Below are 22145 nucleotides of genomic sequence, written 5' to 3' on the forward strand. Positions count from 1 at the left end.
GCGTGCGTATCCTCGGGATCGACCCCGGTTCCCGGATCACCGGCTTCGCGGTCGTCGAGTATGATCGCAGCCGCGGCCGCTCCTGCGGGCACGGTGTGATCCGGCCCAAGGCCAAGGGCTTCCCCGAGCGCCTGGGCGAGATCTTTGCCGGCGTGGTCGAGGTGATCGATGAACTGAAGCCCGACGTGCTGGCCATCGAATCGGTGTTCGTCGCGCGCAATGCCCAGTCCGCGATCAAGCTGGGACATGCCCGGGGCGCGGCCATCTGCGCCGCCACCCAGGCCGGCCTTGCGGTACACGAATACGCCCCGCGTGCGATCAAGCTGGCCGTGGTCGGTATCGGCGGGGCGGACAAGGAACAGGTCCAGCACATGATGCAGCAATTGTTACGCCTGGCCGAACCGGCCAGCAGCGATGCCGCCGACGCCCTGGCCGTCGCGCTTTGCCACGCTCACACCCAGCAGCACGAGGCGCGTCTGGCGGCCGCCACCTCCGGCTCGATCGGGGGTCGCCCATGATCGCCCGGCTGGAAGGCCGGCTGATCAGCCGCGAGGTTAACGGCGTCGTGATCGACGCCGGCGGGGTTGGCTACGAGGTTGACGTCCCTTTGTCCACGCTGGCGGCCCTGCCGGAGCCGGGCGAGACCGTCGTGCTGGCCACCCATCTGGTCGTGCGCGAGGATGCCCACCAGCTGTTCGGTTTCCTGAACAAGCGCGATCGCGACCTGTTCCGGCGTCTGATCCGTGTGAACGGAATCGGCGCGAAGCTGGCGCTCGCCATGCTTTCTACCTACGCCGGCGACGAGCTGGCGGGCCTGATCAGCGGCGGCGATGTCACCGGCCTGGCCAAGGTGCCGGGTATCGGCAAGCGTACCGCCGAGCGCATCGTGCTGGAACTGGGCGAACGCCTTGCCGAGATGGGCTTTGTCGGCGCGCCCGCCGGGGGAGCGGGCGGCAGCGAACCGACGCCCGCCGCCGCGATGGAAGCCGAGGCCCTGGCCGCGCTGGAGTCGCTCGGCTATCAACGCGCCAGCGCCGAGAAGATGGTCGCCGCCGTACGCGACCAGGCGGACTCGGTGGAGACCCTGGTACGCCTGGCCCTCCGCGCCACCGTCAAGCGCTAACGTACACCAAGCCGCGCGGCTCCCTGGCTGCCGTTTGAGGTGTCGTCCGCCCTGGGGCATGTTTCGCTCAGTGGAGGCTGGCCTTGGTTCGTCCTTCGGTGTTTACGGTGGCCTCGGTCCGCTTACTGCCAAGCGCTCTCTCGCGAGCGCACCGCGAGGTACTTCTTTGCTCGTGCAAAGAAGTACCCAAGAAACACGCCCGACTGCCGCGACCCCGGCCCGCGGAGCGGGCCGGGGTTTCCCTCGCTCCGAGGCTTTTCGCGGGCGGCGCTGAACTCGCTACGCTGCGCTTCGCTCAGACATCCAGCGCCTTTTCTCCCGCGAAAAGCCTCTCCACTCGGCGCGACGACAACGGGGAGGTAGGTCAAGACAATTGTGATCCGAAGGCCTGCGCCATTAGTCGAAGGCAGGCTATTCCGACATCTTCGGCACGCTCGGCCTTCGGCCATGGCGTGCCGCGCCCGCGCGGCGGGCGCCGGGGGCTTTCGGGCGGCGATGCCTATGGTTAGGCGGAGGCGTGGGGATAGGGTTGGTTTTGACCTTCGCCTCCCGTATGGAGCCCCTTGCGGAAGGGTCCTCGGGCCGGGAGAAGGCGCTGGATGTCTGAGCGGAGCGCAGCGTAGCGAGTTCAGCGCCGCCGGCCCGAGGGCCCTGGAGCAAGGTTCCCGGGCGGAATCCGGGTGTCCTTCTTTGGGTCCTTTCTTGGACAAGCAAGAAAGGACCTCGGGGCGCGCTGGCGAGTCAGCGCCTGGCAGTAAGCAGACCGAGGCCACCGTAAACACCGGAGGACGAACCAAGGCCAGCCACAGCCAGGCAGGCGGCGGACCGAAGGCACCGTAAACATCGGATGTTGAACTGGGGCTAGCCATCAGGGTGGTTGGCCGCACCCGGGTATTGCGGAATGCAGGAGGGAAAAGACGGCGGGACGCCGCCAGGCGCGTTAGCGCGACGAGCCGAGGCTTTTCTCGATGCGGTCGGCGAGGGCGACCAGGCGTTCCGAGCTTCCGGAGGTGTCCGCGCCGGCCTTCTGCTGCCGGCACTCCAGCATCTCGTGCGCCAGATTGAGCGCCACCATCACCGCGATGCGCTCGGCGCCCACGATGCGCCCGCCATCGCGCAACTCGCGCATGCGCTCGTCGATCAGCGACGCCGAGGCAAACAGGTCGGCGCGTTCCTCCGGTGGGCAGGCGATCTGGTACTCCTTGCCCATGATGGAGACGCGGACAGGTTCGGACTGGCTCATTCGCTGTGCTCCATCGAGCGCAGGCGCGCGATCATGTTCTCGACCCGGTGGCGGGCCTGTTCGTTGCGTTCCTTGAAGGCCGCGCGTTCGCCCTTGAGCTGACGGATCTGCTCCTGCAGCAGGTGGTTCTCCTCGCGCAGGGCCGCATGCTCTTCCAGAAGGCGTGCGATCGCGGCCTCCAGGCGTTCGGTCGGGTCGATCGCTGAATCGTCGTTCGGCTGCATGGCCTCGGGCCCCGGGTGGCAGGTGCGGCTGTCGCCGCGAGTCGATTAATCTCTGGAGTCTAGGAGGCGTTCGAGCGAAGCGTCAACTTGCGTGACTCACAGGGAGACGCCGGTCAATGTACGCGTTCGTGCACCAGGCATTCCGGGGTTTGTTGCGGCCTGGCACCCGCGCTGGCCACAATACGTGCAATCCCCTAGCCATCAAGTGTTGTCGCCCATGACCCAGCCACCCGAACCCGGCCCCGACGCTACCGTGATCGAGGGTACGGCCCATAACGGAAAGCCGTGCCGGATTGTCGACAATACGGGCACTGTGCCGCGTCCGGATCTGGAGCAGCTGTTGAACGCCTTGATCGAGGACAAGCGCTTCGGTCTCAACATGCTGTCCTCCACCGGCTCCAGCGCGATCAAGCTGGGCGAGCCGCAGTTCACCCATCTGCAGGTGGGGGACGATCTCTACCGCTTCCTGCTGTTCCCCTACGAAGCGCGGCTGGAGTCCTTCTGATGACGCATTCACCGGGCACCGGAAACGCCAAGTCCCTGGACGGTCTGGAGCGCGACCCCGAGGCCCTGCGCGAGCAGCTCGAACACGGGCTGCGCAGCATGGGCTATGCGCAGACGCCGGCCTCGGCCCACGGGCTGTTCACCGGATGCCTGGTAGCCGATCCGGGTTCCGACGTGGATGCCCTGGAAGCCAGCCTGGGCGAGGCACTGCCACTGACCGAAGGCGCAGGAGAGCGCTTCGACAAGACCGTGGAGGCGATCCGCCGCGCGATGCTGGCGCAGCTCTACGACGTGGAGCTGGGTTTCGGTCCGCTGTTGCCGGAGGACGACGCCATCGAGGCGCAGGCTCAGGCCCTGTCGGAGTGGGTGGACGGCTTCATCGCCGGGCTGGGGCAGACGCCGCGGCTGGCCAAGCTCAAGCCCTCGGCCGAGGCCAGCGAGATCCTGCGTGACTTCGCCGAGATTGCTCGCATCGAGCTGGAACCGGACGATGACGAGGACAACGCGGCGGCCTTCGAGGAACTCAACGAATACGTGCGCGTGGGCGTGCTGCTGATCGCCGACGAGCTGGCCCCGGACGACCCGAAACGGATCCCGATGCAATGACGCGAACGCGACAAGCCCCCCGGCCGGGCCGGATGCCGGAGATCCCGCAGGGCGAGTTTGCCCGGCGCCGCCAGCGGTTGATGCGGGCGATCGGGCCGGACTCGATCATCGTCGTCCCGGCCGCCCACGAGCGTACCCGCAACCGGGACGTCGAATATCCCTTCCGTCAGGACAGCGACTTCCTCTACCTGACCGGCTTCCCCGAGGCGGATGCGGTGGCGGTGCTGGTGCCGGGGCGCCCGGCGGGCGAGTACATCCTGTTCTGCCGCGACCGCGACCCCACCCAGGAAACCTGGCAAGGGCGACGCGCGGGGCCGGACGGTGCGATGGAGACGTACGGGGCCGAGTGCGCCTTCCCGATCGAGGATATCGACGAGATCCTGCCGGGGCTGATGGAGAACCGCGCGGTGCTGGCCGCGCCGTTCGGACGCGACGAGCCCCTGGACCAGCGCCTGTTCGGCTGGGTCAACCAGGTCCGGGCCAAGGCCCGCAACGGCGTGCGCGCGCCGCACGAGTTCGTTGCGGTGGAGCACCACCTGCACGAGCAGCGGCTGTTCAAGAAGGCACCGGAGCTGAAGCTGATGCACCACGCCGCGGCCATCTCCACCCAGGCGCATGTGCGCGCGATGCAGGCCTGCCGGCCGGGCCTGACCGAGTTCGCGGTGGAGGCGGAACTGCTGCACGAATTCCACCGCTACGGGACCGAGACCGCGTACCCCTCCATCGTCGGCGGTGGCGAGAACGGCTGCATCCTGCATTACATCGAGAACCGCGCCGAGCTGAATGACGGCGACCTGCTCCTGATCGACGCCGGCTGCGAGGTGCAGGGCTACGCCTCGGATATCACCCGTACCTTCCCGGTCTCCGGGCGCTTCGGCGAGCGCCAGCGCGAGGTCTACGAGTGCGTGCTGGCCGCCCAGCTCGCCGCGATCGAGCAGGTCCGCCCCGGCAACGACTGGGACACCCCGCATGTAGCCGCCGTACGCGAGTTGACCCGCGGGCTCAAGGAGCTGGGCGTGCTCAAGGGCCGCCTGGACAAGCTGATCCGCGACCAGGCCTACCGTCCGTTCTACATGCACCGCACCGGCCACTGGCTGGGGCTGGACGTGCACGACGTCGGCGACTATCGCGTCGGCGACGCCTGGCGCCAGCTGGAACCGGGCATGGTGTTGACCGTCGAGCCCGGGCTCTACTTCGGGCCCTACAGCGAGGCCCCGAAGGAGCTGCGCGGCATCGGCGTGCGCATCGAGGACGACGTGGCCGTCACCCGCGACGGCCACGAGGTCCTGACCGTGGACTGTCCCAAGACCGTCGCCGACATCGAGGCCTGCATGGCCGGCGACCTCCCGGGCTGGAACTGACGTGCCCGCCCGCCACGTCGCCCGTCGCAATCAAAGGCCGGGGATTCGGTCCGGCGCTCTTCGCCTGCAAGCAGGCTCCTACAGGGGGAAGGATGCACGAACCTCCGTAGGAGCCTGCTTGCAGGCGAATGGGGGAGCGACAATCCCGCTCCGCCCGTCAGGAACCGTAGGGTGCGTTGAGCTCTGCGAAACGCACCGCTCACCACGGAGCCACGCGCCCCGTGATGCGATTCGCTGCGCTCATCCGCATCCTACGCAGCGGTATTTTGCCAACGGTCCATCAGGAGCCTGCGTGTTTTTCGGCCGGCATGGCCATGGTTACAAATGGACGGGAACCCACCATTCCCGTCATCGCGAAGCGCGCAGCGCCGTGGCGATCGCCTTCCGTTGCCACCCGATCCCGCCAATGTGCAGGCATCCAGAGGTTGCCACGGCCCCTGCGGGCCCTCGCAACGACGGGGTATTTGGCTGACATGACCGAACAACGATCCGATATCGCCATCGTCGGTGGCGGGCCGGTAGGTGGCCTCGCCGCCTGCACCCTGGCGCGGGCGGGCTACGCGGTCACGCTGTTCGAGCGCGGCGCACCGCCGGCGCCGGACGCCCACGCGCACGACACCCGCGGCTATGCCCTGGCGGCCGGCTCCGTGCAGTTCCTCGATGATCTGGGCTATTGGGCGCCGCTGGCCGAACGGGCGACCGCGATCCGTTCCATTGTCGTCAGCCGCCGCGGTGGCCTGGGGCGCGTCCACCTGAACGCGGCCGATCACGGCCGCCACGCCCTCGGCCAGGTGGTGCCGGCCGTCGCGCTGGAGCCGATGCTGGATGCGGCCTGCCGCGACGCCGGCGTGGACGTGCGCCACCACTCGACGCTGGCGGGCGTGGGCGAGGTGACGGACGGCCAGCGCGCACTGCGCATCCACGGCGCCGAAGGCGAGAGCACTTGGGCGGCGCGCCTGATCCTGGCCGCCGACGGCATCCAGTCGCCCGCCCGCAAGGCCCTGGGCCTGCCGGTGAACCGCCTGCGCTATGCGGCGGATGCCCTGGTCTTCGATGTCCTGCCCGCGCGGCCGCACAATGGCCAGGCCTTCGAGCGCTTCACCGACGAGGGCCCGCTGGCGCTGCTGCCGCAGGCGGATGGGCGGATGAACGTGGTCTGGGTAGCCCCGCCGGAGACCTGCGAGCGCCGCCTGGAACTGGACGAGGCCGAACGCCTGCGCGAGCTGCAGGCCCGCTTCGGCTGGACCCTGGGGCGGCTGCGCCCGGCGGGCCGCGTGGTGCGCTTCCCGCTGGAGCGGCTGCATGCCCCGGAGCCGGTCGCGGACCGCGCGCTGCTGCTGGGCAATGCCGCGCACGCGGTGCACCCGGTGGCGGGGCAGGGGTTGAATCTTGCCCTGCGCGATGTGGCGACCCTGCTGGGGGCGCTGCGCGAGGGGCGCGGGCAGGGCGGGGCACCCGGTTTTGTCGCCGACCCCGGCGCACCCGCAACCCTTGCCGTCTATGCCCGGGCCCGGCGCGGTGACGTGAACGGTGTGGTGGCGGCGACCGACTTCCTTGCCCGCGGCATGCTGCACGCGGCGGGCCTGCGCGGGCACGCGCTGGGCAGCGGGATGATGGCCGTCGACCGCCTGCGTCCGGCGCGCGATCGCCTGGCACAGGCGGCGATGGGCCTTGGCCCGCTGCCGCGCCATACTGCGCGCCATCTCGCCCGGCCGGACGCAGGGGGCGGGGCATGAGCGCGTCCGGTTCCCGCGACGTGCTGGACTTGCTGGTGGTGGGCGCCGGCGCGGTTGGTGGTGCCATCGCGCTGGGCGCGGCCCGCCAGGGCCTGCGCGTCGGGCTGCTGGAGCGCGCTGCCGCGCCCACCTTCAGCGACGCGACCCCGGTGACGCGCGTCGCCACGCTCAACATCGCCTCCATGGAGTTCCTGGCCCGTCTGGGGGTGCAGGACGCCCTCGAGGCGCGCCGCGCCCATGCCTTCTCCGGCATGGCCGTGTGGGATGCCCGTGGACCCGGGCATATCCGCTTCGACGCCGACGAGCTGGGCGTGCCGGCACTGGGCTGGACCGTGGAGCACGCCGCCCTGGAGGCCGTGCTGTGGACCGAGCTGGAGGCCGCCGGCGTGGCCTTGTGGCCGGAAACGGAATGGAAGAGCCTCGATATTCGGCCGGATCGGGTGGATCTCTACGGCCCGCAACATGCGCCGCTGGCCTCCGCCCGTCTGGTGGTCGCGGCCGATGGCGCGCAATCGCCCCTTCGCACCCGCATGGGCATCCCGGTGCGCGAGCAGGACTATCACGCCCGTGGTGTGGTCGCGACCGTGACCACCGAGCGCCCGCACGAGGACACCGCCTGGCAGCGCTTCGTCGACGACCAGATCGTCGCCTTCCTGCCGCTCGCGGACGGTCGCAGCTCCATCGTCTGGTCCCAGCCCGAACACCAGGCCGACGACACGCTGGCGCTGGACGATGCCGGCTTCTGCCGGGCGCTGGAGGCCGTGATCGACCACCGTCTCGGGGCGATCACCGCCACATCGAAGCGCGCCAGCTTCCCGTTGGTGGCCCGCCACGCCCGCGACTACCACGCAGGTCGTGTCGCCCTGGCGGGGGATGCCGCGCACACCATCCACCCGCTGGCGGGGCAGGGCCTGAACCTCGGCCTGGCCGACGCCCGCGCCCTGGTCGAGCGCCTGCACGGCCCCGCCCGCCGCGACCCGGGCGCGGAGACCGTCCTGCGCGCCTACACCCGCGACCGCCGTAGCGAGAACGCCTTCATGCAGCGCGCCATGGACGGCTTCCGCCTGATCTTCGGCACCCACGCCGCCGGCCTCCCGGAACTGCGCGGTCTCGGCATTCGCCTGGTCGACCAGGCCACCCCCCTCAAGCGCCGCCTCGCGCTCCGCGCCTTCGGGCTCGATTAAGGCGACCCCGGCTGTTCGCGGCCCGGGGTGATGCGATTCGCTTCGCTCATCACATCCTACGAGTGCTTTAAACCGCAGTCCGAGCCGGGATCGGGTGCGGCAGCGCTCGCTGGACCCTGTGCATGGCGGGCCGTGGTATCCCGTAGGATGCGCTGAGCGCAGCGAACCGGATCATGGCCTCGGGAACCCCTCCTCATCGATCCCTGGCACGCTGCCATGTCCCCGCGACGCCGCCCATCCGCCTCGCCCGGTCACCCCGACCGTTCGTCGAACTCCCGGCATACCGCCCACACGTCCACCCCACCCGTCATCGGCCGGAGCGCAGCGCAGGGCCGGGACCTCAAGGGATTGGGGCTCCCCGAACGTGCGAGATCCCGGATAACCGCTGCGCGGTTTCCGGGATGACGGCGGCGGGTGGCCGAGGTCTTGTTCGAAGAGAGCCCGAGACGAGTCCTGCACACCGTCATCCCGGCCGCAGCGAAGCGAAGAGCCGGGATCTCCGGATGAACCCCCGCGCTTCAACCGCCCACCATGCCCCTGTAGGAGCGGCCTCGGCCGCGAAGCCCCTGCCAAAGCCTGATCAGCGCAAACGTGTCGACTCCCGGCCACACTTCAACAGTCCAAGGATATGTCGCATTTCCACAACACACCCTCCTCGCCGTCACCCGAAAACGACCTCGTTGCAAAAAAACAACGGGCGTTGCATCGCATTGACCTGCCTTGCGAGCGTTGCAAAACCCCCTCGCGAAGCAAATCCCGAAAAAATAAGAAAAACCTGATCAAGCCACCCGTTCGCTCGCTCCCAGAAAGGTTAGGCGATCCTAATGATCCCCCCTATTCAGCGAGTTGCCGGATATCTCGCACCTTTCTGTAGCCTGTTCTCGCAAGTGTTTGATCTTCCGAAACCCATCCTGCGTCACGTTTGCCACCCAACTGTGGCAACTTTTTCCCGCCCAGGGGTTGAAAAGAGACACCGTGGTGTATATAAAACACCTGTCATTCGCGGCATCGACCGTGGATGCAGCGTAAGAAACGAACAACACACCTCTCCTGGGAGATACGCACCATGAAAAAACAGATTCTTGCAGTCGCCGTTGCCGGCGCCTTCGCAGTCCCGGCCTTCGCCGCCGCCGACTCCAACGTCACCCTGTTCGGCCAGCTGCAGACGCAGATCGTTCACCACAGCGGCTCGAACGCTGGTACCTTCGAAGACGGTTTCCGCCAGCACGACGCCGGTGGCCTGGGCAACGCGGCTGACGGCAGCGGCCCGAACCGCCTGGGCGTGATGGTCAACCACGATCTGGGCAACGGTCTTACTGCTCTCGCCAAGCTCGAGGGCGACTTCCAGACTGGTACTGGTCGTGGCGAGGACGATACCTCTGGTTTCAACAGCGGGAACCGTGACATCTATGTCGGTCTGGACGGCAACTTCGGCCGTGTGATCGCCGGTCGTATGTCCTCTTCCTACAGCACCGCTGGCAAGGACCCGCTGAACGCGACCTTCATGCAGGCACGTGCCAACGGCGCCCGTCTGGGTGGCGACGGCGGTTTCGGTAACGGCTCCTACGTCGATCGTGGCATTCGTTACAGCAACAGCTTCGGCATGGTCAGCCTCGACCTCGGCGTGTTCCTGGACAATAGCAACGACAGCGACACCGCCTTCTCCGGTCGTCTGAACTTCGATCTCGGTGCGGTGGACCTGTACGTCGCGCACGTGAATGCTGATGGCTACGGTAGCGGCCCCAACGTCAGCGGTGGCGATTACGCCAACACGAAGATCGGTGCGGACTGGAAAAGCGGTCCGTTCCGCGTTGTTGGCGAGTTCGAAGACGCCGACCGTGGTGGCAACAACCAGGACTTCCAGACCGTCTTCCTTTCGGGTACCTACTCGATGGGCCGTAACGATTTCGTGCTGAACATTGGCATGATGGATCGCGATGACAACAATGACCGCGAATATGTAGCCCTTGCGGTCAAGCATAACTTCAGCAACCGCGTGATGGCGTACGCTGGTGTCGGTTACGCGAGCCAGGACAACCTGGGTATGGATAGCGCTGGTAACATGAATGGTTCAGACATCTCGTTCACCGGTGTCGGTGGCGGCATGCGGGTGTCCTTCTAAGAACGGACACTGCTACCAAGCGGTATAACAACAAGTTTTTAGCTTGTTTTGCGGGGCCCCCAGGGGCCCCGTTTTTTATGCGTGACCGGGCCCCGTTGGGGCCTTTTTGCGTTTGCGGCTGGTGGTTCGAGTCCGGGCATCACCTGCGTATTGGGAGACTAGGCTGAGCGGAACGCATTGCACCACGCGACGCCGGACCAGCACGTAGTGAGCGGCCCGTTCTGCGTGCCACGATGCAGCCTGTCAGGTGAGACAGACTGGCTTGGGTATCACTGCGCGGGGCCTGCTCTCCCTTGTCATCCCGGCCGGAGCGCAGCGGAGAGCCGGGATCCGTCTGGTCATTGTTGCCGGAGGGCTGGGTTATGGCGAGCGGGGGGATCCCGGATAACCGCGTTGCGGTTTCCGGGATGACGATTGGGTGTGGCGGCGTGCCATATGGCAGGTCTGGTAGATGGGGTGACTCCCGCCGTTGTTGGTGCGTTTCGCGGGGCTCAACGCACCCTACGAGACGGACTGGGCTGGCTTCGGTGATCCGGTCTTAGTTGTCATCCCGGCCGGAGCGCAACGCAGAGCCGGGATCTACGGTATCGGGGCTCGTAGAGGGTCTGCGCAATCCGCAGGTAGAGCCGGTCGGCACGCGTGGCGAGCGTGCGTCAGGCCGGGTCGGGGCAGAGTTCGAGGATTTGGTTGAGGACGGCGCAGGCTTCCTGGTAGGCCTGCATCGGCACCTGGCCGGCCGGGTGGGGGCTTGCGTTGCGTTGCGTTGCCGCCAGTCGAAGGACTTTACCTGGTGGCAGAGGATGTAGCTGGTTTTTGCATCCGGCGTCGTGCCCGCCACCACGGCGAAGGGGTTGGTCGCATTGTAGTTGGCGGTGGTCATGGGGAGCCCCAGGACCAGCGAGGTTTGGGCGTTGAATTGGGTCGGTGACAGGACCAGGAAGGGGTGAATATCTCGCATCTCCCGTCCTGCCTGAGGGTTGCAGTCAATCCAGATGACATCACGGCGCAGGGGTACCCAGTCCTTGGGTGCTGCGCGTTTTACCATCGTTCATTGCCAATCACGTCAGTGCGCATGACCTCGCCGCCGTGGATATCCGGGTCAAACCCTTCCAGCCGCTCGTCGAGGGTCATGGATTGAGTGGTTACCGGACGGATCACGATCTGGTTGCCCTCCACGGACACGATGACGGGTTGGTCCGCCTCCAGGTGTGCGGCGCGCGCGATGGCCGCTGGAAGGCGAACCCCCAGATTGTTGCCCCAGCGCTTGATGTTCAGTCGTGTCTCGGCCATGGCTGCATCCGCATGATGTATAGACATTGTTTAAACAGCTGTATCAGCCCGGTGTGGAAGTGCGCCAGACCGTGGGCCTGCCCGTTGGGTGGTCGATGCCTCGCGGTTGGAGGTGCGTTTCGCGGGGCTCAACGCACCCTACGGGGCGGTGCTATCCCGTAGGATGCCGATGAGCGAAGCGAATCGCATCATGGGGGCTGGCTAGCGAACGGGATCGACGCGGATTTCGAGGGTGAGGGTGTCGCGGTCGCCGGTGGTGCGGCGGGAGGCGAGGCCGTGTTGCTCGGTGGCGCTCTCGCTGTGGACGCCGCCGAGGGTGTGCCAGGCGCCCGGCTCCAGGGTGAGCTGGGTGTCGACGGCGTCGCGGTCCACGGCGCCGCGCGCGAGGGGGCGTTCGTGGAGGTGGGCAATGGCGACGCGCACATGGCCGTCGGGTTGTACCTGGGGGCGCACGCGGAAGCCGCGGGCGGTGTCCTGGAGCAGGGGTTCGACGCCGACGCCGGCGCGGCCGTGGACAATGCGGAAGCCGGCGGTGCGGGTCTCGCCGACCAGGATGATCGCCTCGGTGCCTTCGCGCAGGCGCAGGTGCTGGGTCTGGTCGTCGCGGCGGGTGGTGCGCAGGCGCTGGGTCGTTACGCGGCCTTCGGTGCCGGCCGGGCCGGTCTCGAGATCGATGCCGGTGCCGCGTTCGGTTCGCGGGGCGTCGCTGTGGCGGCGCACGGAGAGGATGAGGTCCTGGGTCGGGGCGTCGAGTTCGGTGACGACCTCGCGGATCTGCTGGAGGGTGCGGGCGTCGGCGCGCACCAGCAGGCGGAAGCCGTCGCCGCGCAGGGTGGCCGCGTCTCCGAACAGGGCCTGGAGCTCGGGCAGCAGGCTGTGGGCCGGGCGGTTTTGCAGCGGCAGGACGGCGACCTCGGCGTGGGTGTCGCGTGCGAAACCCGCTGAGGGTAGGAGCGTGCCAGCGGCTAGCGCGAGGGCTGCCCGTAGCCAGTGTCGGCGATCCGCCATGCGGGGCTTGTCAGACGAGGAGGCGGCGGAGCTCGACGGCTTCATCGCTGAGACTCCAGTTGGCCTCGAAGTCCTGGACTGCGCGCTGGGTGCCGGGCCGGTCCTCGACGTCGCCGCGCAGGATGCGGCGTCCGCCGGCCTGGGTGAGCTGCATCCAGCCGCTGTGGTCGGCGATGGCGGTGACGGTGAGCGGGCTTTCCTCTGAGGCCTCCAGCCGGCGCACCGAGACGGCGCTGGGTAGACGCTTGATACTCTCGACCAGGCTTGGGAGTTGTTCCTTCAAGGCGAGATCGTCGTCCACCAGCAGGCGGATATCGGTATGGCGATGGCGGCGCGCGATGCCGGCCAGCTCGGCGCCGAGGTCGGCACCCGCGATCTCGGCCAGCAGCGCGACGCGGGCATGCAGCCAGAGGCGCCGGCGGGTGGCGGCCAGGAGTTCGGCCAGCAGGGCCTCGGCGTCGATCAGGGTCGGGTCGCGTTCGGGGGTGGTCATCGGCGTTTCGCTCGCGTGCTGGGTGCTTCTCTCAGCATAGGCGAGTGCGGGTGTGTTCGCATCTCTGGGTACGGTGGTGGTTTCGTGCGGCGTCGGGGGCCGGCTGGATTCGTTGGTTTCGGGGCGGGGATTCGCGTGCAGGCACGCTCCCACAGAATGCCTCGTAGGATGCCGAAGAGCGTAGCGAATCGCATCGTGGGTGGGGTATGCCCCGTGGTGAGTGGTGCGTTTCGCAGGGCTCAACGCACCCTACGTTTGTGGGCGTTGCGGGGTGGGGGTGCTGCCGATTCGCGCGGGTGAGTCGGCGCCCACAAGGACCCTCGTAGGATGCGGATGAGCGCAGCGAATCGCATCACGGGGAGCGTGGCCCCGGAATGAGCTATAGCGGATGCGCGGCCAGGCCGTGGTTGGGACGGCTCCAGGGTTGGCTGGGTCGTGCGATCGGGGAGTGGATGCGGTGGAGCATGCGGCGGTGGGGGATGCCGGCGTCTTCGAAGGTGTCGCTGATGACGAAGAAGTCGTGGCGGGCGTAGAAGCCGATGCGGGTGCTCTGGGCGTTCAGCCAGACCTCGCGCCAGCCGTGGCGGGCAGCGGCGTGGACGGCGCAGTCCAGCAGGCGCGAGCCGATGCCGTGTCCGCGCCAGGGTTCGCGCACGGCCATGCGGCCGATCTGGCCGGAGGGCAGCATGCGCAGGGTGCCGACCGGTTCCTCCCCCGGCCCGGTGGCCAGCCAGTGCAGGGCGGCGGCGTCCAGACCGTCGAACTCCAGTGGTTCGGGCACGCCCTGTTCCTCGACGAAGACCTCGCAGCGAACTTGGGACAGGGCCTCGGCGTCGGCAGGCCAGGTGGCCTCCCGGAAGGCGATGCGGTGTTGCATGGCAATCCTCCGTCGGGACGCCGTGAGGGAGAGCCCCGATCCGTACGCGAGCGGACGGATGGATCAGTGGCTCCCCGGCCTTCCTGGCCCTGGGCCCCGAACGGAAAAGTTTAGTCTACGTTGGGGCATTCTTCCTGTGAGTTAGTTAGCGGATCGTGAGCCTCGCGAACCAATCACTGTGCATGAACCGGAGGTGCCTTTTGTCGTTGTGCGCGCCGCGCGGCCATCCATGGGCGCGTGCGGGTGGCAGGGCGGGGCGATCGCCACGGCGCTTCGCGCCTCGCGATGACGGGTGAACGTTTGGCGCATGGTTTGAGCCTGCGCTGCACTTGCGCGAATGCAACTGCGGGCAACCGGGATGCGACGGATTCAGCGTTGGCCGATCAGGGTGTCGCGGAAGCGGCGGGACAGGGGCTCGTCCGGGTGCAGCCAGATGCCGAAGTAGGCGGTGGCGAAGTCGTGGCCGGGGACCTCGACCAGCGGTGTGCCGTTTTGCAGCAGGCGGGTGCCGTGGCCCGGGCGGTATTCCAGGGCGTAGCGGTCGCTGGCCTCCATGTCGCGGTAGGCGGCGTTGAAGGTCTCGAGTCGGTCGGACAGGGCCGCAAGGGTTTCCGGGGTCTGCTGGTCTTCCAGCAGGCGGTTGCCGCTCTTGCGGAAGTCGTCGGCGCTGATGGCGCGCAGGTACTCCAGTTCCAGGCGCTTGGGCACGTCGGCCGTCAGCACATCGTCCGGAGCGACGTTTTCCGGGACGTAGAGCGCGCCGACGTAGACCCGAAAGATGGTGTAGCGATAGAGCCGCCCGGCGCGCAGCGGGACGGTCGTGTCGTCGATCGTGACCGCGTCGGCAAAGCGGACGCCGTCGATCTCGGTCGTGGCGCTGGCGGGTGCGACGGTCAGGAACAGTGCAAGCAGCAGCAAGGATGCGAGCAGGGTCCCGCGGCGGGTGGCTTGGCTATTCATGGGGTGGTTCCTCCGGGCTGGGCTGAAGGCGCGGCGCGTTCGCGCGCGTGGATGCGTTCGCGCAGGGCGTGCTGGGCGTCGGCGTCGATGGGGAAGCGCCAGATCAGGGCCATCGCCGCGAGCTTGAACAGCACCGGGAGGCCGGCGTAGGCCAGCGCCAGCACGAGCAGGGCGGTGGAACCGTTGTCGCCGGCGGCGGAGAAGCCGGCCAGGCCCAGCAGCGGGAAGCTAAGACCCACCGCAAGGGCCAGGGCCAGCTTGGTAGCCATGCCCCACAGCCCGAAGAAGAGTCCGGCGCGCTCGCCGCCGCCGTCGGCGGTGTCCTGGTCGATCACGTCGGCCTGCATCGCGGCCGGCAGCGCCAGGTCCACACCGAGGCTGAGCCCGGTCAATACGGTGATGGCGTAGAACGCGAGCACGTCGCCGGAACCGAGGAACGGAACCCAGATAAAGAAGGTCGAGGCGAGCAGCATCGACAGCGTCCACACCCGGTGCTTGGGCAGCCGGCGGGCGAGGCGCAGCCACAGGGGCAGCGCGAGGATGCCGGTGGCGAAGTAGACCAGCAGCAGTGGCCCGGCGTGGCCGGGGGCCTCCAGCACGTGGGTGATGAACAGCAGGAACAGGGTGGCCGGGATGGCGTTGGCGGTGCCGTTCAGGACCCAGGCGAGGACCAGGCGGCGGAACGGCTGGTTGGACCGCAGCAGGGTCCAGCCGGCGCGCCAGGGCACCGGCGCCAGGCGCCCCGGGCGCTCCGGCACCCGCCAGAGCAGGACCGCGAAGGCGATCGGCAGCAGCACCCACAGCAGGACTGCAAGGGTGGCCAGCGCCGCGCCGGCATCGTCCTGCAGGCCCAGGACCGCGGGGAGCGCGGCGGCCGTTACCGTGCCCAGGACGACGAAGCCCTCGCGCGCGGCGGTGATGCGCGAGCGCTCGTGGTAGTCGCCGGAGAGCTCGGCGCCCCAGGCGGCATAGGGCAGGGCGACCAGTGTCCAGCCGAGGTAGACCAGGCTGCTGAAGAGCAGCAGATACCAAGCGCCGGCATCCGCCGGCGGGCGGAACAGGAAGGGCGCGGCGATCAGCAGCAACGGGACGCCCGCCAGCATTACCGCGCGCCGCCGCCAGGCGCCGGGGATGCGGTCGGACAGATGGCCGATCAGCGGGTCGGTGACGACATCGAGCAGCCGTGCCAGCAGCAGGAAGACGCCCACCAGGGTGACGCCCAGGCCGGTGTGCTCGGCGTAGTGCGCGGGCAGGAAGACATACAGCGGCAGGCCGAGGACGGCCAGGGGCATGCCCAGCCCGCCGTAGGCGAACAGCCGCGGCCAGCGAAGGGTGCTCACCTCATTGGTTCGCGGGGTCATGGCCCGGCGCGGCGGGCTGGATGGGACTTTGCAGAACCGCCTGCATCAGGTTCACGCGGGCGGTGTCGAAGCCGACCTCGCAATAGGCGAGGTAGTAGCGCCACATGCGCAGGAACGACTGCGAGTAGCCCAGCGCCTCGATGACCGGCTCCGCCTGGCGGACCTCCCGGTGCCAGTGGCGCAGCGTGCGCGCGTAGTCCTCGCCGAACAGGGCCTGGTCCTCGACCGTGAGCCCGGCGCGCTCGGCCTCTGCGTTGAAGCGCGGGACCGAGGGCAGCATGCCACCGGGGAAGATGTAGAGCTGGATGAAGTCCGCGTTGCGGCGGTAGTACTCGAAGGCCTCCTCCGCGATGGTGATGACCTGCAGCGCCGCGCGGCCGCCCGGGCGCAGGCAGCTGCGGACCTTGGCGAAGAAGGTCGGCCACCAGTGTTCGCCCACGGCCTCGAACATCTCGATCGAGACCACGTGATCAAAGGTGCCCTGCAGGTCGCGATAGTCCTGCAGACGCAGCTCCACGCGGTCGCTCAGGCCGGCGCGTTCGATGCGGGCGCGGGCATAGTCGAGTTGCTCCTGCGAGAGTGTCACGCCGGTGACGCGGTAGCCACGCTGCGCGGCCATCTCGGCAAAGCCGCCCCAGCCGCAGCCGATCTCGAGGATGTGTGCGCCGGGCTCGGCGTTCAGCTGATCCAGCAGGCGGGTGTACTTCTGCGCCTGGGCCTGTTCCAGGGCCTCGTCGCCGCGGGTGAACAGTGCCGATGAATAGCTCATCGTGCGGTCCAGCCACAGGTTGTAGAAGTCGTTGCCGAGATCGTAGTGGAAGCGAATATTGGCGCGGCTTCCGCGGCGACTGTTGCGGTGCATCCAGTGGCGCATGCGGTCGATGGCACGCTGCCATGTCGGGCGCTCGGCCATCGGCGCCAGGGCCTGTTCGTTGTCGGTGGCGAAGCGCAGCAGCGTCTGCAGGTCGGGGGTGATCCAGTCGCCACTGATGAAGCCTTCGGCGAAGCCGATATCGCCGTGGCGCAGCAGGCGCAGGATGGCCCGCCACGGGCGGCGGAAGTGCCATACCGCCTCGACGCCGGCCTTGCGCCCGCGCAAGGTGATGCGGTCGCCGGACGGACCGATCAGGGTGATCTGCCCGGTGTCGATGTCTTTCAGGGCGCGGGCAACCAGGCGCAGGGCCCAGTCGGGCCGGGCCGTGCCTTCCTGCGGGGTGTCGAGGTGGTCGAGGGCCATTAGTCGATCTCCTGTGCGGGGGGTGCGGGCCGTGGGTGATAGCGCCCGCCGCGCCACCAGATTCTGAGAGCCTGCCAGTGGATCAGCGGCAGGATCTTGAGGGTCATCCAGGGTTTCTTCAGGAAGGCGGCCAGCAGTGCGCGGTCGCTGAACGGGCGCAGGCGGCCGTGTTGCGAGGCCACCAGCATCAGGTCCTGGTCCTGGTATTCGTTGATCGCGATGCGCAGCGATGCGCCGGACTGCAGGCGCGGCGGCGTCAGGGTGAAGGCGTAGCGCGCGTGCATGTCGATGAACGGTGAGACGTGGAAGGCCTTGTTCTTTTCCTGGCGCACGGGGAGGGCCATGGGGGCGCCGTTCTCGTGCAGCAGGTAGTGGTGGTGCTCGCCGAAGGTATTGCGCACCTCCAGCAGAATGGCGCGCAGGTCGCCGTCGGCATGCCGGGCGTACCAGACACTGAGCGGGTTGAAGGCGTGTCCGAGGACGCGCGGCATGGTCAGCAGGTGAATCGGGCCACCGGCCAGGTCGATGGCGTGTTCGGCCAGGTGGGCCTCGATCCACGGGCGCCAGGCGCGGCCGTCGCGTGGGCCGTGGTCCCGGGTGCGCAGGCTGAACAGGTTGAAGCGATTCAGCGAGAACAGACGGCAGCGCCGGGTGGTCTCCGCCAGGCGATCGATATCGAACAGCGCGCTGGTTACCGGGTAGCGAAAGCGATATTGCTGCGGAAAGAACCGCTGGTGCAGCACCGTGCCATGGACCAGGGCGGCGTCCATTCACGCGCTCCGGGATTGCGCGGCCGGCGCGTGGACCGGTACCGTCCCGCCGCCATGGATCGCGGGTTCCGGTTCGCGCCCGGGGTGAGCGGGGGCGTCCGCGGGCTGCGCCGGGTACGACCACGGCGGTTGGATGCCCAGGACCTGGCCGACGGCGACCGCCGAGCGCAGCCCGTCCTCGTGGAAGCCGTAGCCCATCCAGGCACCGGCGAAGTACAGGTTGTTCTCGCCCTGGGTGGCCGCGAGGCGCTGGCGCGCCTTCTCCGCCGCGGTGTCCATGACCGGGTGTTCCCAGTGCTGTTCGCCGAGCACGGTGTTCGGGTGCGGCTCGCGCCAGGGGTTCAGGCTGATGATGTAGTCCTGGCGCCGTTCCAGGCGATGCAGGCGGTTCATCCAGTAGGAGACCGACACGCTGTCGCGCGCCTGGGTGGAGCGCCCGGAGAGATAGTTCCAGGAGGACCACACGCGTCGCGAGCGGGGCATCAGCGCCGGGTCGGTGTGCAATACCGCGCGGTTGGGCTGGAAGCGGCAGGCGGCGAGCAGACGCTCGCGGGCCGGGTCGGCCTTGTTCAGCAGCCAGCGCGCGGTGTTGGCGTGGCAGGCGAACACGACCGCGTCGAACCCCACTGCCTGATCGTGGGTCAGGACCCGCCACCGGTCGGCCTCGGGGATCACTGCGCGCACCGGTTGGTGAATCACGCTGCCGGGTTCCAGGCGCCCCGCGAGCCGCTGGACGTATTCGCGGCTGCCGCCGACCACCGTGCGCCACTGCGGGCGATCACGCAGATCCAGCAGGCCGTGGTTGTGGAAGAACTGCAGGAAACTGGCGGCCGGGAACTCGCGGATCTCCTCGGGCGGGCAGGACCAGATCGCGGCCGCCATCGGCAGCAGGTAGTCCTCGGTGAAGCCGCGGCCCAGTCGGTGCCGGGCGAGAAACGCGCCGAGGGTGCCCTCCGGGCCTTCGCCACGCTCGAACAGGCCCTTGCCCAGGCGGTTGAAGCGCAGGATATCGCTCGCCATGCGCAGGAAGGCCGGGCGCACCAGGTTGCGGCGCTGCGCGAACAGGGTGTTCAGATCGGAGCCGGCATACTCGACGCCCGCGGGCTGGCGTGAATAGCCGAAGGACATGTCCGTATCCTGGGTGGGGACGTCGAGTTCCGTGAACAGGCGGGTGAGCAGGGGGTAGTTGCGCTCGTTGTAGACCACGAAGCCGGTATCGATGGCCGTGTGGCCCTGCGGGTCGGGTACCTCCACCGTATGGGCATGGCCGCCGAGCTCCGGTTCCGATTCGAACAGTTGGACCTGGTGCCGGGTCTGCAGAATCCAGGCGGCGGACAGGCCGGCGATGCCTCCGCCGATGACGGCGATGCGCGAGCGTTGCATGGTGGTGGATCTCCGGGCCGCAGGGCGATGTACATCTTATACAATAACTGTACAATCTTTGTAAATGGTGGCGGTAAAAAGTTCCCCGGCCTCCAATAGGAGGGCGGTATACCGCGAAACAGGTGCAGCGGGAGACGCGGATCGTGAACACAGACAACCAGGCGCAAGCGGGCGCCCCCGAGTGGCCGGCAGAGGTGCGCGATGCACTGACGACCCACGAGATCGTGGGCATCACCTCCGGGCTGTCGGATTTCCGGGATGCCGAGGCGCTTCTGAAGGCGACGGCCCCGGGGCGCTGGCAGCGGCTGGAGTGGGGCATGGGTTCGGCCCATAACCGCGAGCAATTCCATGCGTTGCAACAGGCCACCGGCGCCGCGATGCTGCCGCTGTTTGTGACGCGCGAAGGGGTGATCGGCGGCCTCCCTGAACTGCGCGAGTACCTGGGCCACCGGGCCCTGCAGGCGCGCGGGGAGGGTGCGCGACCGGATACCCCGGCACCGGCATTGCAGGTGCTCGGGTACGCCGGGCTGCTACCCTTCGCGTTCTTCGGCATCGGGGCCTGGATGGCCCAGCCCGAATGGCAGGTTTTCGCGCTGGAGGCCCTGGCGCTCTATGGTGCGGTGATCCTGTCGTTCCTGGGGGCGGTCCACTGGGGAATCTATCTGGCGGATCGGCAGCACCGGGTGGATCCGCTTTCGGCGCCGGTGTGGGCGGTGGTGCCGTCCGTCCTGGCCTGGCTGGCGGTGCTGCAGCCGCTGCCGCAGGCCTTGATGACGCTGGCCGTGCTGTTTCTTGGGGTGTGGTGGGTGGACCGGCTGAGCCTGCAGCGGCGGGCATTGCCCCGTGGCTATCTCGGTCTGCGCCTGGTGCTGACCGTGGGCGCGATGCTGGCCCTGGCCTCCGGCCTCGCGGTCACCATCGCGGCCTGAGCAGGAAAGAGGAAGAACGCGAGAATGAACGAGAACAAGGAACCATCGATGAACGCAGATGCCCGCATGGCCGACGAGCCGACGGCCACCCCTGCCTCGGGCCAGCCGCTGGCCGCCCCGGAACAACTCGCCGAGCACTACCGCGAGATTCTCGCCGGGCTCGGCGAGAATCCGCAACGCGAGGGCCTGCGGGACACGCCGATGCGCGCGGCCAAGGCCATGCAGTATCTGACGCGTGGCTACCAGCAGGACCTGGACACCATCGTGAATGATGCGCTGTTCTCGTCCGATAACGACGAGATGGTCCTGCTGCGCGATATCGAGCTGTACTCCCTGTGCGAGCATCACCTGCTGCCGATTATCGGCAAGGTGCATGTCGCCTACCTGCCGGATGGCAAGGTGATCGGCCTGTCGAAGATTGCCCGCATCGTGGACATGTTCGCCGCGCGGCTGCAGATCCAGGAGAGCCTGACCCGCGAGATTGCCGAGGCGCTGATGCAGGTGACGGGGGCCAAGGGGGTTGGCGTGGTGGTGGATGCCAAGCACATGTGCATGACCATGCGCGGGGTGGAGAAGCAGCACTCCTCGATGGCGACCTCGGTGATGCTGGGCGCCTTCCGCGAGGACGGGCGCACCCGGCGCGAATTCCTCAATCTGATCGGCCGTACCGGCAACTGAGGGAGACGCTGTGCTGGCGCGAACGCGTCAGCCTGTACCGGTCGGAGCGGCCACGCAAAAAAATGGCCCGGCGAAGACGCCGGGCCAAAGATCATTCGGACACCCGTGTGATGGAGGGTTTGCGTCCGAACGGCGGATCACCGGCTGCCGTTGCCACGAGCCGATGATTTCCGCAACTTGTATAAGTGGACAGGGACTGTGGAAACAGGTTCCTGCCACCCGCCGAAAGAATGTGGCATGCGTCACATTTCTCCCCCCCCCCCCTGGCACCCACGGAGTCGCGATGCGCGGTCTTGAACAGATCCCCTGGCTGTATGACGGCCTGATGGCCGGTGCCGATCGTCTGGGGCTGCGCCGCTGGCGACGGCGCCTGGTCGAGGGCGCCGAAGGCCGGGTGCTGGAGGTCGGCTGCGGGACCGGGCGCGATCTGCCGCTGTACGCGGATCCGACGCAAGTGATCGGCATGGATCCGGACCTGGCCGCGCTGCGGTGGGCGCGACGCCGTGCGCCGACGGTCCCGCTGGTGGTGGCGAAGGCCGAGGCGCTGCCATTTGCGGATGGGGTGTTCGATAGCGTGGTCTCCGGTCTGGTTTTCTGCAGCGTCCAGGACCCGCCGCGGGCCCTGGGCGAGGTGCGCCGGGTGCTGGCGGACGGCGGCGCGCTGCGCATGCTGGAGCATGTGCGCCACACCCGCCCGCTGCTGGGACGGGCGCAGGACCGGGTGCAGCCGGCCTGGACCTGCGTCACCGGCGGTTGCCATCCGAATCGCGACACCGAGGCTGCGGTGGAACAGGCCGGGTTCTGCATTGAACCCGAGGATCGCGTGGCCCGTGGCGTGATGCGGCGCTTTGCCGCGCGGGTCTGCCGAGCGCCCGAAGGTCCTGCCGGACGCAACGCAGGGAATTGAAGGTCAAGAGCCTTGTTCGCCACGAAGTGCACGAAGGCTCGAAGAAGGCTAAGGGCGGCTTGCACCACAGCGGACCTAGAGGGCACGGAGCAGGGAAGGGAGTTCCGGTGCTGATCGCCGTTCATGGGGTTGTGCGTTGAGCATTCTCC

23 protein-coding genes and 1 pseudogene are annotated in these 22145 nt (G+C 68.2%); 12 read left to right on the forward strand and 12 right to left on the reverse strand.

Going from position 1 to position 22145, the window contains the following annotated elements; genetic code table 11:
* The first annotated feature begins 2 nt into the window (after window positions 1-2).
* From ruvC to F622_RS14180, 3 genes are all read left to right on the forward strand, one after another.
* Complete coding sequence (gene ruvC, locus F622_RS0101705; RefSeq protein ID WP_026181986.1) at window positions 3-518, forward strand: crossover junction endodeoxyribonuclease RuvC; 516 nt, start codon at window positions 3-5, stop codon at window positions 516-518.
* Entirely contained in the window at window positions 515-1123 is a 609-nt protein-coding gene (gene ruvA, locus F622_RS0101710; RefSeq protein ID WP_018168502.1) for a Holliday junction branch migration protein RuvA, read from the forward strand. Before ruvC ends, ruvA begins: the two co-directional genes overlap by 4 nt.
* A 421-nt stretch (window positions 1124-1544) precedes the next feature.
* Window positions 1545-1730 carry a hypothetical protein gene (locus F622_RS14180; protein ID WP_081620959.1) on the forward strand — a complete coding sequence of 62 codons (186 nt, stop codon included), beginning with the start codon at window positions 1545-1547 and terminating at the stop codon, window positions 1728-1730.
* A 333-nt stretch (window positions 1731-2063) separates the two neighbouring features.
* Here F622_RS14180 and F622_RS0101715 read toward each other — a convergent pair whose 3' ends face one another.
* Together F622_RS0101715 and F622_RS0101720 are read right to left on the reverse strand one after the other, a co-directional pair.
* Window positions 2064-2366 carry a cell division protein ZapA gene (locus F622_RS0101715; protein WP_018143885.1) on the reverse strand — a complete coding sequence of 101 codons (303 nt, stop codon included), beginning with the start codon at window positions 2364-2366 and terminating at the stop codon, window positions 2064-2066.
* Window positions 2363-2590, reverse strand: a complete 228-nt coding sequence (locus F622_RS0101720) for a hypothetical protein (protein ID WP_018143884.1) — start codon at window positions 2588-2590, stop codon at window positions 2363-2365. The genes F622_RS0101715 and F622_RS0101720 overlap by 4 nt, the downstream gene beginning before the upstream one ends.
* Window positions 2591-2807: 217 nt before the next feature.
* On the opposite strand from F622_RS0101720, the gene F622_RS0101725 reads away from it, so the two are divergent.
* The 6 genes from F622_RS0101725 (at window position 2808) to F622_RS0101750 (ending at window position 10103) form a co-directional block, all read left to right on the forward strand.
* Window positions 2808-3095 (forward strand): hypothetical protein, encoded by a 288-nt coding sequence (locus F622_RS0101725; protein ID WP_018938740.1) that lies wholly within the window; start codon window positions 2808-2810, stop codon window positions 3093-3095.
* Window positions 3095-3700 (forward strand): UPF0149 family protein, encoded by a 606-nt coding sequence (locus F622_RS0101730; RefSeq protein ID WP_019571193.1) that lies wholly within the window; start codon window positions 3095-3097, stop codon window positions 3698-3700. Before F622_RS0101725 ends, F622_RS0101730 begins: the two co-directional genes overlap by 1 nt.
* 32 nt (window positions 3701-3732) lie before the next feature.
* Complete coding sequence (gene pepP / locus F622_RS0101735; protein WP_019571194.1) at window positions 3733-5061, forward strand: Xaa-Pro aminopeptidase; 1329 nt, start codon at window positions 3733-3735, stop codon at window positions 5059-5061.
* 473 nt (window positions 5062-5534) lie between these two features.
* Window positions 5535-6797: an FAD-dependent monooxygenase gene (locus F622_RS0101740; protein ID WP_019571195.1), complete on the forward strand. Its 1263-nt coding sequence runs from the start codon at window positions 5535-5537 to the stop codon at window positions 6795-6797.
* Window positions 6794-7981, forward strand: coding sequence for an FAD-dependent monooxygenase (locus tag F622_RS0101745; RefSeq protein WP_019571196.1), 1188 nt, complete (start codon window positions 6794-6796; stop codon window positions 7979-7981). The genes F622_RS0101740 and F622_RS0101745 overlap by 4 nt, the downstream gene beginning before the upstream one ends.
* Before the next feature lie 1066 nt (window positions 7982-9047).
* On the forward strand, window positions 9048-10103 hold the full coding sequence (locus F622_RS0101750) for a porin (protein ID WP_019571197.1): 1056 nt from the start codon (window positions 9048-9050) through the stop codon (window positions 10101-10103).
* A gap of 653 nt (window positions 10104-10756) precedes the next feature.
* Here the strand turns inward: F622_RS0101750 and F622_RS13605 are convergent.
* The 10 genes and pseudogenes from F622_RS13605 to F622_RS0101795 form a co-directional block, all read right to left on the reverse strand.
* Window positions 10757-11061: pseudogene (locus tag F622_RS13605) on the reverse strand (type II toxin-antitoxin system PemK/MazF family toxin).
* A gap of 80 nt (window positions 11062-11141) precedes the next feature.
* Entirely contained in the window at window positions 11142-11393 is a 252-nt protein-coding gene (locus tag F622_RS0101755; RefSeq protein WP_019571198.1) for an AbrB/MazE/SpoVT family DNA-binding domain-containing protein, read from the reverse strand.
* 201 nt (window positions 11394-11594) lie between these two features.
* The gene (locus tag F622_RS0101760; protein WP_019571199.1) at window positions 11595-12446 is read right to left on the reverse strand and encodes a hypothetical protein; all 852 of its coding nucleotides are present in this window, start codon (window positions 12444-12446) and stop codon (window positions 11595-11597) included.
* Window positions 12412-12894, reverse strand: coding sequence for a hypothetical protein (locus F622_RS0101765; protein WP_019571200.1), 483 nt, complete (start codon window positions 12892-12894; stop codon window positions 12412-12414). Before F622_RS0101765 ends, F622_RS0101760 begins: the two co-directional genes overlap by 35 nt.
* A 379-nt stretch (window positions 12895-13273) precedes the next feature.
* Window positions 13274-13771 (reverse strand): GNAT family N-acetyltransferase, encoded by a 498-nt coding sequence (locus F622_RS0101770; protein ID WP_018951055.1) that lies wholly within the window; start codon window positions 13769-13771, stop codon window positions 13274-13276.
* Window positions 13772-14140: 369 nt separating this feature from the next.
* Complete coding sequence (locus F622_RS0101775) at window positions 14141-14731, reverse strand: chalcone isomerase family protein (RefSeq protein ID WP_019571201.1); 591 nt, start codon at window positions 14729-14731, stop codon at window positions 14141-14143.
* Window positions 14728-16092: an MFS transporter gene (locus F622_RS0101780; protein ID WP_038096001.1), complete on the reverse strand. Its 1365-nt coding sequence runs from the start codon at window positions 16090-16092 to the stop codon at window positions 14728-14730. The genes F622_RS0101775 and F622_RS0101780 overlap by 4 nt, the downstream gene beginning before the upstream one ends.
* Window positions 16073-17329 carry a cyclopropane-fatty-acyl-phospholipid synthase family protein gene (locus F622_RS0101785; protein WP_019571203.1) on the reverse strand — a complete coding sequence of 419 codons (1257 nt, stop codon included), beginning with the start codon at window positions 17327-17329 and terminating at the stop codon, window positions 16073-16075. Before F622_RS0101785 ends, F622_RS0101780 begins: the two co-directional genes overlap by 20 nt.
* Entirely contained in the window at window positions 17329-18099 is a 771-nt protein-coding gene (locus F622_RS0101790; RefSeq protein ID WP_019567990.1) for a DUF1365 domain-containing protein, read from the reverse strand. Before F622_RS0101790 ends, F622_RS0101785 begins: the two co-directional genes overlap by 1 nt.
* A complete protein-coding gene (locus F622_RS0101795; protein ID WP_019571204.1) occupies window positions 18100-19482 on the reverse strand; it encodes an NAD(P)/FAD-dependent oxidoreductase in 1383 nt (460 codons plus the stop codon).
* Window positions 19483-19604: 122 nt separating this feature from the next.
* Here F622_RS0101795 and F622_RS0101800 point away from each other — a divergent pair, with 122 nt between their 5' ends.
* The 3 genes from F622_RS0101800 to F622_RS0101810 all read left to right on the forward strand — a co-directional run bounded on the left by F622_RS0101800 (window position 19605) and on the right by F622_RS0101810 (window position 21996).
* Entirely contained in the window at window positions 19605-20411 is an 807-nt protein-coding gene (locus F622_RS0101800; protein WP_019571205.1) for a DUF3429 family protein, read from the forward strand.
* Window positions 20412-20435: 24 nt separating this feature from the next.
* Window positions 20436-21089: a GTP cyclohydrolase I FolE gene (gene folE / locus F622_RS0101805; protein ID WP_018168518.1), complete on the forward strand. Its 654-nt coding sequence runs from the start codon at window positions 20436-20438 to the stop codon at window positions 21087-21089.
* A 283-nt stretch (window positions 21090-21372) separates the two neighbouring features.
* Window positions 21373-21996 carry a class I SAM-dependent methyltransferase gene (locus F622_RS0101810; RefSeq protein WP_019571206.1) on the forward strand — a complete coding sequence of 208 codons (624 nt, stop codon included), beginning with the start codon at window positions 21373-21375 and terminating at the stop codon, window positions 21994-21996.
* The last annotated feature ends 149 nt before the right edge of the window (window positions 21997-22145 follow it).

It is taken from the genome of Thioalkalivibrio sp. ALMg3 (assembly GCF_000381225.1).
Lineage (GTDB): Bacteria > Pseudomonadota > Gammaproteobacteria > Ectothiorhodospirales > Ectothiorhodospiraceae > Thioalkalivibrio > Thioalkalivibrio versutus.

Bases quoted from the DNA above. Each gene is read 5' to 3' on its own strand.
- F622_RS0101810 (WP_019571206.1), top strand. From the start codon at position 21,373: ATGCGCGGTCTTGAACAGATCCCCTGGCTGTATGACGGCCTGATGGCC.
- F622_RS0101740 (WP_019571195.1), top strand. From the start codon at position 5,535: ATGACCGAACAACGATCCGATATCGCCATCGTCGGTGGCGGGCCGGTA.
- F622_RS0101775 (WP_019571201.1), bottom strand. From the start codon at position 14,731: ATGAATAGCCAAGCCACCCGCCGCGGGACCCTGCTCGCATCCTTGCTG.
- F622_RS0101745 (WP_019571196.1), top strand. From the start codon at position 6,794: ATGAGCGCGTCCGGTTCCCGCGACGTGCTGGACTTGCTGGTGGTGGGC.
- F622_RS0101790 (WP_019567990.1), bottom strand. From the start codon at position 18,099: ATGGACGCCGCCCTGGTCCATGGCACGGTGCTGCACCAGCGGTTCTTT.
- F622_RS0101730 (WP_019571193.1), top strand. From the start codon at position 3,095: ATGACGCATTCACCGGGCACCGGAAACGCCAAGTCCCTGGACGGTCTG.
- F622_RS0101725 (WP_018938740.1), top strand. From the start codon at position 2,808: ATGACCCAGCCACCCGAACCCGGCCCCGACGCTACCGTGATCGAGGGT.
- F622_RS0101765 (WP_019571200.1), bottom strand. From the start codon at position 12,894: ATGACCACCCCCGAACGCGACCCGACCCTGATCGACGCCGAGGCCCTG.
- F622_RS0101795 (WP_019571204.1), bottom strand. From the start codon at position 19,482: ATGCAACGCTCGCGCATCGCCGTCATCGGCGGAGGCATCGCCGGCCTG.
- ruvA (WP_018168502.1), top strand. From the start codon at position 515: ATGATCGCCCGGCTGGAAGGCCGGCTGATCAGCCGCGAGGTTAACGGC.
- F622_RS0101750 (WP_019571197.1), top strand. From the start codon at position 9,048: ATGAAAAAACAGATTCTTGCAGTCGCCGTTGCCGGCGCCTTCGCAGTC.
- pepP (WP_019571194.1), top strand. From the start codon at position 3,733: ATGCCGGAGATCCCGCAGGGCGAGTTTGCCCGGCGCCGCCAGCGGTTG.
- folE (WP_018168518.1), top strand. From the start codon at position 20,436: ATGAACGAGAACAAGGAACCATCGATGAACGCAGATGCCCGCATGGCC.
- F622_RS0101770 (WP_018951055.1), bottom strand. From the start codon at position 13,771: ATGCAACACCGCATCGCCTTCCGGGAGGCCACCTGGCCTGCCGACGCC.
- F622_RS0101715 (WP_018143885.1), bottom strand. From the start codon at position 2,366: ATGAGCCAGTCCGAACCTGTCCGCGTCTCCATCATGGGCAAGGAGTAC.
- F622_RS0101720 (WP_018143884.1), bottom strand. From the start codon at position 2,590: ATGCAGCCGAACGACGATTCAGCGATCGACCCGACCGAACGCCTGGAG.
- F622_RS0101785 (WP_019571203.1), bottom strand. From the start codon at position 17,329: ATGGCCCTCGACCACCTCGACACCCCGCAGGAAGGCACGGCCCGGCCC.
- F622_RS0101760 (WP_019571199.1), bottom strand. From the start codon at position 12,446: ATGAAGCCGTCGAGCTCCGCCGCCTCCTCGTCTGACAAGCCCCGCATG.
- F622_RS0101780 (WP_038096001.1), bottom strand. From the start codon at position 16,092: ATGACCCCGCGAACCAATGAGGTGAGCACCCTTCGCTGGCCGCGGCTG.
- F622_RS0101755 (WP_019571198.1), bottom strand. From the start codon at position 11,393: ATGGCCGAGACACGACTGAACATCAAGCGCTGGGGCAACAATCTGGGG.